Source organism: Planococcus salinarum (genome assembly GCF_007004625.1).
GTDB lineage: Bacteria > Bacillota > Bacilli > Bacillales_A > Planococcaceae > Planococcus > Planococcus salinarum.
The window spans coordinates 1-13,389 of the sequence record NZ_VIFV01000046.1 but is presented as its reverse complement, the minus strand read 5'-3'; the positions used below and the strand labels follow the sequence as shown (position 1 = coordinate 13,389).

General features: G+C 45.0%; 7 protein-coding genes. All 7 read right to left on the bottom strand.

Features of this window, described 5'->3' with window-relative positions; translation table 11 throughout:
- Positions 1-339: 339 nt before the first annotated feature.
- Positions 340-1,527: an elongation factor Tu gene (gene tuf, locus DIJ65_RS15710; RefSeq protein WP_117303750.1), complete on the bottom strand. Its 1,188-nt coding sequence runs from the start codon at positions 1,525-1,527 to the stop codon at positions 340-342.
- 115 nt (positions 1,528-1,642) lie between these two features.
- The gene (gene fusA, locus DIJ65_RS15705) at positions 1,643-3,721 is read right to left on the bottom strand and encodes an elongation factor G (protein WP_117303751.1); all 2,079 of its coding nucleotides are present in this window, start codon (positions 3,719-3,721) and stop codon (positions 1,643-1,645) included.
- A gap of 51 nt (positions 3,722-3,772) precedes the next feature.
- The gene (rpsG, locus tag DIJ65_RS15700) at positions 3,773-4,243 is read right to left on the bottom strand and encodes a 30S ribosomal protein S7 (protein ID WP_117303752.1); all 471 of its coding nucleotides are present in this window, start codon (positions 4,241-4,243) and stop codon (positions 3,773-3,775) included.
- 44 nt (positions 4,244-4,287) lie between these two features.
- Positions 4,288-4,707, bottom strand: coding sequence for a 30S ribosomal protein S12 (rpsL, locus tag DIJ65_RS15695; RefSeq protein WP_117303753.1), 420 nt, complete (start codon positions 4,705-4,707; stop codon positions 4,288-4,290).
- A 463-nt stretch (positions 4,708-5,170) separates the two neighbouring features.
- Positions 5,171-8,749, bottom strand: a complete 3,579-nt coding sequence (rpoC, locus tag DIJ65_RS15690) for a DNA-directed RNA polymerase subunit beta' (RefSeq protein ID WP_407947360.1) — start codon at positions 8,747-8,749, stop codon at positions 5,171-5,173.
- 132 nt (positions 8,750-8,881) lie between these two features.
- A complete protein-coding gene (gene rpoB, locus DIJ65_RS15685) occupies positions 8,882-12,436 on the bottom strand; it encodes a DNA-directed RNA polymerase subunit beta (protein WP_117303755.1) in 3,555 nt (1,184 codons plus the stop codon).
- A 217-nt stretch (positions 12,437-12,653) separates the two neighbouring features.
- A complete protein-coding gene (locus DIJ65_RS15680; protein WP_071152144.1) occupies positions 12,654-13,256 on the bottom strand; it encodes a class I SAM-dependent methyltransferase in 603 nt (200 codons plus the stop codon).
- Positions 13,257-13,389: the final 133 nt, after the last annotated feature.

The following is a 13,389-nucleotide window of genomic DNA, read 5'->3' as shown; positions in this document are numbered from 1 at the left end:
GTTCGTCCGTGGTAAGATGGGTGTAGGTCATTCGTGGTCACTCCTATGTTTTTCTTTGGTCGGAAAATACATTGTGAGTGTACCACGGATGGCTTTTTAGTTGTCTAGCTTAATTTTACAATCGGCGATTTTTAAAAATTTTATGACCGAGAAGCATTTTCCTTTTGTCTTTAGAGAAAAAAGAACCTATATTTTCAAAGTGATTATGTAATTAGAGAGGAGGGAGATGAAATTGGAGGGAGGATTACGGCTTTATTCTTGGCAGATCGTATAAAAACAAAAAAAGCCTGTCTCATTCTTCTGAATGAGACAGGCTTTAATATTTACGCTTAGCAATTATTATTTAGTGATAGTTGCTACAACGCCAGCGCCTACAGTACGTCCACCCTCACGGATAGAGAACTTAGTTCCTTCTTCAAGTGCGATAGGAGAGATTAGAGAAACGATCATTTCGATGTTATCTCCAGGCATAACCATTTCAACACCTTCAGGAAGGTTACAAACACCAGTTACATCAGTTGTACGGAAGTAAAACTGTGGACGGTAGTTTGTGAAGAATGGAGTGTGACGTCCACCCTCTTCTTTTGAAAGAACATAAACTTCAGCTTTGAACTCAGTGTGCGGAGTAATTGTGCCTGGCTTAGCCAGTACTTGTCCACGTTGTACATCGTCGCGGGAAACCCCACGAAGAAGTGCACCGATGTTGTCGCCAGCTTCAGCATAGTCAAGCAATTTACGGAACATTTCTACACCTGTTACAGTAGTAGATTTTGGTTCTTCAGTAATACCGATGATATCAACGTTGTCACCGATTTTAATTTGTCCGCGTTCAACGCGTCCAGTAGCAACCGTACCACGGCCAGTGATTGAGAATACATCCTCAACAGGCATCATGAATGGCTTGTCAGTGTCACGCGGTGGAGTTGGAATGTACTCATCAACTGCGTTCATCAATTCCATGATTTTTTCTTCCCATTCTGCTTCTCCTTCAAGAGCTTTAAGAGCAGAACCTTTGATGACAGGAATGTCATCGCCAGGGAAGTCATATTCAGATAGAAGATCGCGAACTTCCATTTCAACTAGTTCAAGAAGTTCTTCGTCATCTACCATGTCACATTTGTTCATGAATACAACAAGGTAAGGTACACCAACTTGACGTGAAAGAAGAATGTGCTCACGAGTTTGCGGCATTGGGCCGTCAGCAGCAGATACTACCAAGATTCCGCCGTCCATTTGAGCAGCACCTGTGATCATGTTTTTAACATAGTCAGCGTGTCCTGGGCAATCTACGTGTGCGTAGTGACGAGTTGCAGTTTCATACTCAACGTGAGAAGTGTTGATTGTGATACCACGCTCTTTTTCTTCTGGTGCGTTATCGATTTGGGCGTAAGAACGTGCTTCGCCGCCTGATGCTCTAGCAAGTACTGTAGCGATTGCAGCAGTCAAAGTTGTTTTACCATGGTCGACGTGACCAATTGTACCAATATTAGCGTGTGTTTTTGAACGGTCAAATTTAGCTTTTCCCATTAGAAAAATCCTCCTCGAAAATTAAGTTAATTTTTTATTTGATGTGCAGGAATAACAGGGCCCTATTATTCCTGGCATACAAATTATTTATACTTGATTAAAGGTCAAAATTCAATTACTGACCTTTATTTTTTTTGATGATTTCTTCAGAAATGGATTTCGGCACTTCTTCATAATGATCGAAGTGCATTGAGAATACACCACGGCCTTGCGTGTTTGAACGCAACGCAGTCGCATATCCGAACATTTCTGCAAGTGGTACCATAGAACGAACAACCTGCGCGTTTCCGCGAGCGTCCATACCTTCTACACGGCCGCGGCGTGACGTTATGTCACCCATGATATCTCCAAGGTATTCCTCAGGGATAACAACCTCGACGCGCATAATTGGCTCCAGAAGAACCGGACGAACTTTAGAAATTGCATTTTTAAGCGCCATCGAAGCAGCAACTTTAAATGCCATCTCATTCGAGTCAACATCATGGTAAGATCCATCATACAATTTAGCTTTGATATCGATCAATGGATAGCCGGCAATAACACCGTTGTCTAGAGAATCGCGAAGACCCGCTTCAACTGCAGGAATGTATTCACGCGGAACAACACCACCAACGACCGCATTTTCAAATTCAAATCCTGCTCCTTCTTCGTTTGGCGAGAACTCAATCCAAACGTGTCCGAATTGTCCGCGTCCACCGGATTGGCGAACGAATTTACCTTCAACTTTAGCAGTATCGCGGAATGTCTCACGGTAAGATACCTGAGGTGCACCTACGTTAGCTTCTACGTTGAATTCACGGCGCATACGGTCAACTAGGATATCAAGGTGAAGTTCACCCATACCCGCGATGATTGTTTGGCCAGTCTCCTGGTCAGTGTGTGCACGGAAAGTTGGATCTTCTTCTTGCAATTTACCAAGAGCTTGACCCATTTTGTCTTGATCCGCTTTTGACTTAGGTTCCACAGAAAGTGAGATAACTGGTTCCGGGAATACCATGCGTTCAAGGATAACCTGATGTTTCTCGTCGCTTAAAGTATCACCCGTCGATGTATCTTTAAGTCCGATAGCAGCAGCAATATCTCCGCAATATACTTCAGCGATTTCTTCACGGGAGTTAGCGTGCATCTGCAGGATACGTCCTACGCGCTCACGCTTGCCTTTAGAAGAGTTCTGAACATATGAACCAGATTTAAGAGTTCCAGAGTATACGCGGAAGAAAGTTAACTTCCCTACGTATGGGTCTGTCATTACTTTAAACGCTAAAGCCGAGAATGGCTCGTCTTCGTCCGGTCTGCGCAACACCTCTTCATCTGAATCCGGAAGAACGCCGGTCATTGGAGGTACGTCAAGTGGTGACGGCAGGTAATCAATTACTGCATCAAGCGTTAATTGAACCCCTTTATTTTTGAAAGCAGATCCACAAACCACTGGATAAAACTCAACGTCTAGTGTTCCTTTACGGATACCAGCTTTAAGTTCTTCTTTTGTGATTTCTTCTCCGCTAAGATATTTTTCCATCAAGTCTTCATCAAGCTCAGCAACAGCTTCCACTAATTTCGTGTGCCACTCTTCCGCAAGCTCTTTGTAGTCTTCAGGAATTTCACCTTCTGTAATTTCAGTTCCCAAATCGTTTGCATAGAAGCGTGCGTTCATTTCAACAAGGTCAATAATCGCTGAAAATTCATCTTCTGCGCCGATTGGCAATTGGATTGGATGAGCATTTGCTTGCAGGCGCTCGTGTAACGTGCCTACAGAATACAGGAAGTCTGCACCAATTTTATCCATTTTGTTGATGAATACGATTCGTGGAACTCCGTAAGTTGTAGCTTGACGCCAAACTGTTTCAGTCTGAGGCTCAACACCTGATTGAGCATCAAGAACTGTAACTGCACCATCAAGTACGCGCAGAGAACGTTCAACTTCAACAGTGAAGTCTACGTGCCCTGGAGTATCGATGATGTTTACACGGTGGTTTTTCCATGAAGCAGTTGTAGCAGCAGACGTGATAGTGATTCCACGTTCCTGCTCTTGCTCCATCCAGTCCATTTGAGAAGCACCTTCATGAGTTTCCCCAATCTTGTGGATTCTACCAGTGTAATAAAGAATACGCTCCGTAGTAGTCGTTTTACCGGCATCAATGTGTGCCATGATTCCGATATTACGTGTTTTGTCTAAGGAGAACTCTCTAGCCATGTTGTTTTTCTCCTTCCATCTTGGATTAAGATTTTCACATCTTGCAAGAATTTACCAGCGGTAATGAGCGAATGCTTTGTTCGCTTCTGCCATTTTATGCAAATCTTCACGTTTCTTAACTGATGAACCGGTGTTGTTGGCTGCATCCATGATTTCGTTAGCCAAACGCTCTTCCATTGTTTTCTCTCCACGAAGACGCGAATAGTTTACAAGGAAGCGAAGACCTAGAGTAGTACGGCGATCAGGACGAACTTCAACCGGGACCTGGTAGTTAGCTCCACCAACACGGCGTGAGCGAACTTCAAGAACTGGCATGATGTTAGTCAATGCTTGCTCGTATACTTCAATTGGATCTTTACCGCTGCGTTCTTTAACAAGTTCGAACGCTCCGTATAGGATCTTTTGTGAAGTACCTCTTTTTCCGTCAACCATCATTTTATTAATTAAGCGTGTCACCAATTTGGAATTATAAATTGGATCTGGCAACACGTCACGTTTTGCTACAGGACCTTTACGAGGCATGTATGTTCCTCCTTTCAACGAAGGTTATTCGTTAATTTAATTGATTATTTTTTTGCTTTAGGGCGTTTAGTTCCGTATTTAGAACGTCCTTGCATACGGCCGTTTACTCCAGCAGTATCAAGTGCTCCACGTACAATATGGTAACGCACACCCGGTAAATCTTTTACGCGTCCGCCGCGAAGAAGAACTACACTGTGCTCTTGAAGGTTGTGACCTTCGCCGCCGATGTATGCATTGACCTCAATTTGGTTCGTTAACCGTACACGCGCATATTTACGCAATGCGGAGTTAGGTTTTTTCGGTGTCATCGTACCAACACGAGTACAAACTCCACGTTTCTGAGGTGAGCTGACGTCAGTCTGAGCTTTTTTGAAGCTGTTATACCCTTTGTTCAACGCTGGTGAGCCTGATTTAGTGCTTTTCGGTTTACGAGGCTTGTTAACTAATTGGTTAATTGTAGGCATCGATTTTTTCCTCCTCTCAAAAGGTGTTCTAATACCACATATCCAGGTGGTTCATTTTTGGGTAAAAAACAAAGTCTTTGTGTTTTCTACACAAAAACTGGTATCCAGTAATTGCTTCAGCAGCTGCAGAGGTTCAATCCCCACTGCTTAGCCAAGCATTAATCTTGAGTGATTTCATTTGAACTGGCCATATCTTATAGATGTCCGGACAACCTGATCGGCCATTCAATCTCATCACTTATATATTCTTGGACATTGCCACTTTAATCGCTATTACTGTTGCTTAATCCCGAAGATAACTCGCGATTCCTGCTGCTCCATTAAAGTATTTACATACCAATAAAGTGAAGGGTCGCTAACCATCAACCTTCAACATAATATCACCCTATGAATTTGCTGTCAACTGGATTTATAAAAAATCCCGGGGAGTTATTGGAAACTCCCCGAAATCCACTTGCTCGAATTATGATTCAGAGCCGACGATTTCTTCCGCCGGTGCTTTTTCACTTTGGGCAATTTTGATCTGACGGTAGCGCTGCATTCCAGTACCAGCCGGAACGAGCTTACCGATAATAACATTTTCTTTCAAGCCGAGTAACTCATCGCGCTTCCCTTTAATTGCGGCATCCGTAAGGACACGCGTTGTTTCCTGGAAGGATGCAGCTGAAAGGAATGATTCTGTTTCAAGAGAAGCTTTTGTAATTCCGAGAATAACCGGACGGCTTGTTGCCGGAAGGTTTCCTTCAAGAACTGCTTTGACATTGGCTTCTGTAAATTGGTGGATATCCAACAGTGAACCTGGCAGCAATTCTGTATCTCCTGCTTCAATCACACGGACTTTACGGAACATTTGACGAACCATGACTTCCACGTGTTTGTCGCCGATTTCAACACCCTGCATGCGGTAAACTTTTTGAACTTCCTTCAATAAATAAACTTGAACAGCTTGAACATCTTTAACTTGCAACAATTGTTTCGGATCGGTCGAACCATCCGTTAACACTTGGCCACGGACAACTACATCATCCATCTGCACTTTCAGGCGTGCGTTATAAGGCGCAAGATATTTACGGGTTTCCACTTCACCTTGAATTGTAATTTCTTTCTGGCCTTCGCGAATTTCATCAATTTCAGTAACCGTACCTGTAATTTCAGAAATCACTGCCTGGCCTTTCGGATTTCTGGATTCGAAAATTTCCTGGATACGCGGAAGACCCTGTGTAATATCGTCTCCTGCTACACCGCCTGTGTGGAATGTACGCATTGTAAGCTGTGTTCCTGGTTCTCCGATGGATTGAGCGGCAATAATGCCGACTGCTTCGCCCACTTCAACTTCGTCACCAGTCGCAAGGTTCGTACCGTAACATTTTTTGCAGACGCCGTGTTTCGTGTTACAAGTAAATGCTGAACGGATTGTCACTTCTTTGATCCCAGCTTCAACAATGAGGCGAGTCAAATCTTGTGTAATCAACTCATCTTTCGCAACAATTACTTCTTTTGTTTCCGGATGGCGAATTGTTTTCTTAGCATGTCGTCCAACGATACGCTCTTCCAACTCTTCGATTACTTCCGTACCTTCCATCAACGCTCCAACCAACAAGCCACGGTCAGTGCCACAGTCATTTTCACGGACAATTGCATCTTGTGCAACATCCACTAAACGACGAGTCAAGTAACCTGAATCGGCAGTTTTCAGTGCTGTATCGGCAAGACCTTTACGCGCACCGTGTGTGGAGATGAAGTATTCCAATACCGTCAGACCTTCACGGAAAGAAGACTTGATCGGAAGTTCAATAATGCGCCCTGCCGGGTTGGCCATAAGTCCGCGCATACCAGCTAATTGCGTAAAGTTGGATGCGTTACCACGGGCACCGGAGTCACTCATCATGTAAATCGGATTCATATTATCAAGAGAAGCCATCAATTTTTCCTGAATAACATCTTTTGCGTTACTCCAGAAAGAAATGACGCGTGCATAGCGTTCCTCTTCAGTAATCAAACCACGACGGAATTGCTTCATAACTTTATCGACATTATCCTGCGCTTCAACAAGAATTTCACCTTTATCCGGAAGAACGACGATATCAGAGATACCTACCGTAATACCAGCTTGAGTGGAATATTTGAATCCAAGGCTCTTCATGCGGTCAAGCATTCTTGAAGTTTCCGTAATATGGAAACGTTTGAATACTTCAGCAATGATTTCTCCCAAAATTTTCTTCTTGAACGGTGTTACCAATTCGGCCTCTGCAATGTGTTTGCGAATATCTGTCGTTGTAGAGACAAAATACTTCGCCGGTGTTTCCACTTGCAGATTGAAATCCGTTGGTTCGTTGATGTAAGGGAACGATTTCGGCAGAATTTCATTGAAAATGATTTTACCGACAGTTGTCAGCAGCAACATTTTGTTTTGTTCAGCCGTGAAAGTTGGGTTGTTTACAGATTCGGCTTTGATTGCGATACGAGTATGCAAATGTACATGGCCTGTCTGATAAGCAACCAAAACCTCTTCAGGTCCGGAGAACGTAGCCCCTTCGCCAGTCGCGCCTTTGCGCTCCAACGTTAGGTAATAGTTACCCAAAACCATATCCTGTGAAGGAGTTACAACAGGTTTTCCGTCTTTCGGGTTCAAAATGTTCTGAGCGGCAAGCATCAATAATCTTGCTTCTGCCTGGGCTTCAGAAGAAAGCGGTACGTGAACCGCCATTTGGTCACCATCAAAGTCGGCGTTGTATGCCGTACATACCAACGGGTGAAGGCGAATTGCCTTCCCTTCGACCAACGTCGGTTCGAAAGCCTGGATACCGAGTCTGTGAAGCGTCGGTGCACGGTTCAGAAGAACCGGATGCTCCTTGATGACATCTTCCAGTACATCCCAAACTTCAGAATGAAGGCGTTCGATTTTGCGTTTCGCACTCTTGATGTTATGGGCAAGACCGCGTTCCACAAGTTCTTTCATAACGAAAGGCTTGAACAATTCGATCGCCATTCCTTTTGGCAAGCCGCATTGATACATTTTCAGGTTCGGTCCGACAACAATAACGGAACGGCCTGAATAATCGACACGTTTACCCAGAAGGTTTTGACGGAAACGTCCTTGTTTCCCTTTCAGCATATGAGAAAGAGATTTCAACGGACGGTTACCCGGTCCAGTAACAGGACGGCCGCGACGGCCATTATCGATCAAAGCATCTACAGCTTCCTGCAGCATGCGTTTTTCGTTCTGAACGATGATGCTCGGAGCACCGAGGTCCAATAAACGTTTCAAACGGTTGTTCCGGTTGATGACACGACGGTAAAGATCGTTCAAGTCAGAAGTCGCAAAACGACCGCCGTCCAATTGAACCATCGGGCGAAGCTCCGGAGGAATTACAGGAAGAACATCCAGAATCATCCAATCCGGATTGTTGCCCGAATTACGGAAAGATTCCACAACTTCAAGGCGTTTGATCGCACGCGTACGGCGTTGTCCTTGAGCTGTTTTCAATTCTTCTTTTAAAGAATCAGTTTCGCGTTCAAGGTCGATTTCCTGAAGAAGTCGCTTGATCGCTTCCGCTCCCATTGCAGCCTGGAATTTTTTACCGAATTTATCGCGATAAGCGCGGTATTCTTTTTCCGACAGCAGCTGTTTCTTCTCAAGCGGCGTATCCGCTGGATCGATAACAACATATGAAGCGAAATAAATAACTTCTTCCAATGAACGCGGCGACATATCAAGGATGAGCCCCATACGGCTCGGGATTCCTTTGAAGTACCAGATATGTGAAACCGGAGCAGCTAATTCAATATGCCCCATACGTTCGCGGCGGACTTTCGAGCGTGTGACTTCTACGCCACAACGATCGCAGACAACACCTTTATAGCGGACGCGTTTGTATTTTCCGCAATGGCATTCCCAGTCTTTTGTAGGACCGAAAATACGTTCACAGAACAAACCATCTTTTTCAGGTTTTAATGTACGGTAGTTAATTGTTTCTGGCTTTTTGACTTCTCCATAAGACCATGAGCGAATTTTATCGGGTGAAGCTAATCCGATTTTCATATACTCAAAATTATTAACATCTATCAAGGAGCCTACCTCCCTTTTGTCTCGAGTTTCTATACGGCTCTTCCTCGTTAATGACCAAGTGAATGGACTTGGGGCAGTGCGTGACTGCCCTTTTCCAATTAATTATCAATCAACTGTTCCAATAGGTGTTTCCTGATCTGCAATCGGCAGGATATTCAATGAATCGGCCGGCTGAAGATCTTCTTCTTCATCCAAATCGCGCAATTCAATTTCCTCATCGTCGATTGTCAGCATTTTTACGTCCATACCAAGACTTTGAAGTTCTTTTATCAAAACTTTGAATGACTCCGGCACACTTGGTTCCGGTACACTTTCACCTTTGACAATCGCTTCATACGTTTTCACACGTCCAACCACATCATCCGACTTGACTGTCAGGATTTCCTGCAGCGTATGTGCGGCACCATATGCTTCAAGTGCCCAAACTTCCATCTCACCGAAGCGCTGTCCGCCGAATTGTGCTTTACCACCAAGCGGCTGCTGCGTAACAAGTGAGTAAGGTCCAGTCGAACGGGCGTGGAGCTTATCGTCAACCATGTGCGCCAGTTTGATCATATACATGATTCCGACAGATACACGGTTATCGAAGGCTTCTCCGGAACGGCCATCATATAGGATGGTTTTTCCGTCGCGCGGCATGCCCGATTCTTCCATGGTTTCCAGAACATCATCCTCATTCGCTCCATCAAATACAGATGAAGCCATATGAATTCCGAGTGAGCGGGAAGCCATTCCCAAATGAAGTTCCAGTACTTGCCCGATATTCATCCGGGAAGGAACGCCAAGTGGATTCAACATGATGTCGACAGGAGTGCCATCCGGCATGAAAGGCATATCCTCTTCCGGAAGAATCCGGGAGATAACACCTTTGTTACCGTGACGGCCGGCCATTTTATCACCGACAGAAATTTTACGCTTCTGAACGATGTAGGCGCGCACCAGTTGGTTGACGCCTGGTGGAAGCTCGTCCCCGTCTTCACGGTTGAAAATTTTAACATCCAATACAATACCGCCGGCGCCATGTGGCACACGAAGTGATGTATCACGGACTTCACGGGCTTTTTCACCAAAAATGGCGTGCAGCAAACGTTCTTCCGCTGTCAACTCCGTAACCCCTTTAGGTGTTACTTTACCGACCAGGATGTCGCCATCTTTTACTTCTGCACCAACACGGATAATTCCGCGGTCATCGAGGTTGCGAAGCGCATCTTCTCCGACGTTCGGAATATCACGCGTGATTTCCTCAGGCCCCAATTTCGTATCACGGGAATCTGATTCGTACTCTTCGATATGGACAGATGTATAAACATCATCCTTCACGAGACGTTCACTCATGATGATCGCATCTTCATAGTTAAAACCGTCCCAAGTCATGAATGCCACTAAGACATTTCGGCCCAGGGCCATTTCGCCACGTTCCATTGAAGGTCCGTCAGCCAGGATGTCGCGTCTTGAAACACGGTCTCCGACTTTGACGATTGGACGCTGGTTATAACTCGTACCTTGGTTCGAACGGATGAATTTCTGCAGGCGATATGTGTCCACATCACCTTTAACTTCATTGCCATCCACGTCTTCGATGTGGCGAACGCGGATTTCTTTCGCTTCCACATATTCGACGATACCATCGTTTTTAGCAATAACGGCAGCACCTGAATCTCTTGCTGCCAGGTGTTCCATTCCGGTTCCCACAAAAGGAGCTTCCGGATTCAAAAGTGGAACAGCCTGACGCTGCATGTTCGCACCCATAAGGGCACGGTTGGAGTCATCGTTTTCAAGGAACGGAATACACGCTGTTGCAACCGAAACAACCTGTTTCGGCGAAACATCCATGTAATCGACGCTGCTGCGTTTGTAAAGCGTATTTTCACCGCGGAAACGCGCAACAACTTCTTCTTCAACAAAAGAGCCGTCGGCATTCAGCACTGAGTTGGCCTGAGCAACCACGTAATTATCTTCTTCATCAGCTGTCAGATAATCAATTTGTCCGGTTACCAGACCGCTTTCAGGATCAACGCGGCGATAAGGTGTTTCAATAAAACCGAATTTATTCACTTTCGCGAAAGTGGAAAGTGTATTGATCAAGCCGATGTTCGGCCCCTCAGGAGTTTCAATCGGGCACATGCGGCCATAATGTGAATAATGGACGTCACGCACTTCGAAACCAGCACGTTCACGGGTCAGACCACCGGGCCCAAGCGCAGACAGACGACGTTTGTGCGTCAATTCAGCAAGCGGATTCGTTTGGTCCATAAACTGTGATAACTGAGAGCTGCCGAAGAACTCTTTAATCGATGCAATAACCGGACGGATATTGATCAATTGCTGCGGGACGATTGCTTGTGTGTCGTTGATCGACATACGCTCACGCACCACTCGTTCCATACGGGATAAACCGATGCGGAACTGGTTTTGCAGCAATTCTCCAACTGAACGGAGTCGGCGGTTCCCGAGATGATCGATATCATCCGTGTTTCCAACTCCGTATAACAGGTTAAAGAAGTAACTGATGGAAGAAATGATATCAGCAGGGGTTACATGCTTAATCTTATCTTCTATATAAGCATTGCTTATCACAGTAATTTCTTTTTGCTCTTCGTCATTCGGAGCGAAAATTTTAACTGCCTGCAGCGTAACGTCGCCTTCCAGCACGCCGCCCACTTGAGTGACAGTCTGGAAGCCCACACCGCTTTCAAGGTTCGGAATGATCTTATCAAGGACGCGGCGATCGATTAGCGTGCCCGCTTCCACCAGAATTTCGCCGGTTTCAGGATCAACCAGCGTTTCAGCGATTGTCTGATTGAAAAGGCGGTTCTTGATGTGAAGCTTTTTGTTCATTTTATAGCGGCCTACATTGGCCAGGTCATAGCGTTTTGGGTCGAAAAAGCGTGAATACAATAAACTCTTCGCGCTTTCGACTGTTGGCGGCTCGCCCGGGCGCAGACGCTCATAAATTTCCAGAAGGGCTTTTTCAGTGCTTTCTGTATTGTCTTTTTCGAGCGTGTTGCGTAAGTATTCGTTATCACCAAGCAAATCGATGATCTCCTGATCGGAACCGAAACCAAGTGCTCTCAAAAGGACAGTTACAGGAAGCTTGCGCGTGCGGTCAATTCTGACATACACAACGTCTTTTGCGTCTGTTTCATATTCAAGCCAGGCACCACGGTTAGGGATGACGGTTGCACCGAATCCTTTTTTCCCGTTTTTATCTGTCTTGTCGTGGAAATAGACACTTGGCGAACGGACAAGTTGTGAAACAATGACACGTTCAGCGCCATTGATGACAAAAGTGCCGGTTTCCGTCATCAAAGGGAAATCCCCCATGAAGACATCCTGCTCTTTCACTTCATCTGTTTCTTTGTTGTGAAGACGCACTTTAACACGCAGCGGAGCAGCGTAAGTGACATCCCGTTCTTTTGATTCGTCCACTGGATACTTCGGTTCTGCAAGACTGTAATCAACAAATTCGAGCGAAAGATTTCCTGTGAAATCTTCAATCGGCGAAATATCGCGGAACATTTCGCGCAGCCCTTCTTCAAGGAACCACTCATAAGATGATGATTGGATTTCAATCAGGTTCGGAAGATCCAGTACTTCACTGATTCTCGAAAAACTTCTGCGTTGACGATGTTGACCATACTGAACTAGTTGACCTACCAACTTATTCACCCCTCAATAAAACGATTATAGGTCTTTGCGATTTCAACAAAATAGTGTATGATATCGAAAAGACAAAAAGAAAACGAGACCAACGAATCAGCTCATTTTCGGTTAACACGTGATTTCTTCTGCCGCCATGCTCTGCCCGAAAAAGGGCAAACGACCTCAAAATAATAAATTTTGCATTTCATTATAATATCACAGGGATTTTGTCAAGTCAAACTTTTCTGGCTTCAAAAATAAAGTAACCCTTCTTCTTATCTGCCACTCTGGAGTTCCCGAAAAGCTCTTCCAATTTCTCCTGCGTCGAAGGAGCACCCTGCTTTTTCTGGATTACGACCCATAGCGATCCGCCAGGCGCAATCTTCTCAAATGCTTCCTCATAAAATCTGAAGACTGTTTCTTTTCCCGCCCGTATCGGTGGATTGGTTACTATTGCCGAAAACCCTTCCTCACTCACCGACGAAAGTCCATCACTTTCATATATCTCGACGTTATCCGCACTGTTTTTCAATGCATTTTTCTTGGCAAGTTCAATGGCCCGCGTATTGACGTCCACCATATGAACTTTTTTGAGTGGAAACGATTTTGCGATGGCAATTCCGATTGCTCCGTAACCGCAACCGACATCCAATATCGGCCCTTCCACAGAAGAATCCTCAAATGCTTCAATCAATAACCGGGAACCGAAATCCACCTCATTTTTGCTGAAAACACCTGAATCTGTTTGGAACTGAATCTTTTCGCCACGCAATGTATATGCCCATTCTTGAGGTTTGCTTGTAGTTTGAGGATTTTTGGAATAATAGTGTTGTGACATACGGAGTCCTCCTCGTATAGTATGTTTAAGGTCCTTACGAACCTGACTTTTCACTTCATTATTTTCATCAATCAAATAGCTTGGACGTCCCGGGATATTTCTAGATAATGGTCGTAGGATCATTTGGGACAAT

Coding starts and splice junctions, on each gene's coding strand:
- tuf (WP_117303750.1), bottom strand. CDS start 1,527: ATGGGAAAAGCTAAATTTGACCGTTCAAAAACACACGCTAATATTGGT.
- fusA (WP_117303751.1), bottom strand. CDS start 3,721: ATGGCTAGAGAGTTCTCCTTAGACAAAACACGTAATATCGGAATCATG.
- rpsG (WP_117303752.1), bottom strand. CDS start 4,243: ATGCCTCGTAAAGGTCCTGTAGCAAAACGTGACGTGTTGCCAGATCCA.
- rpsL (WP_117303753.1), bottom strand. CDS start 4,707: ATGCCTACAATTAACCAATTAGTTAACAAGCCTCGTAAACCGAAAAGC.
- rpoC (WP_407947360.1), bottom strand. CDS start 8,749: ATGAAAATCGGATTAGCTTCACCCGATAAAATTCGCTCATGGTCTTAT.
- DIJ65_RS15680 (WP_071152144.1), bottom strand. CDS start 13,256: ATGTCACAACACTATTATTCCAAAAATCCTCAAACTACAAGCAAACCT.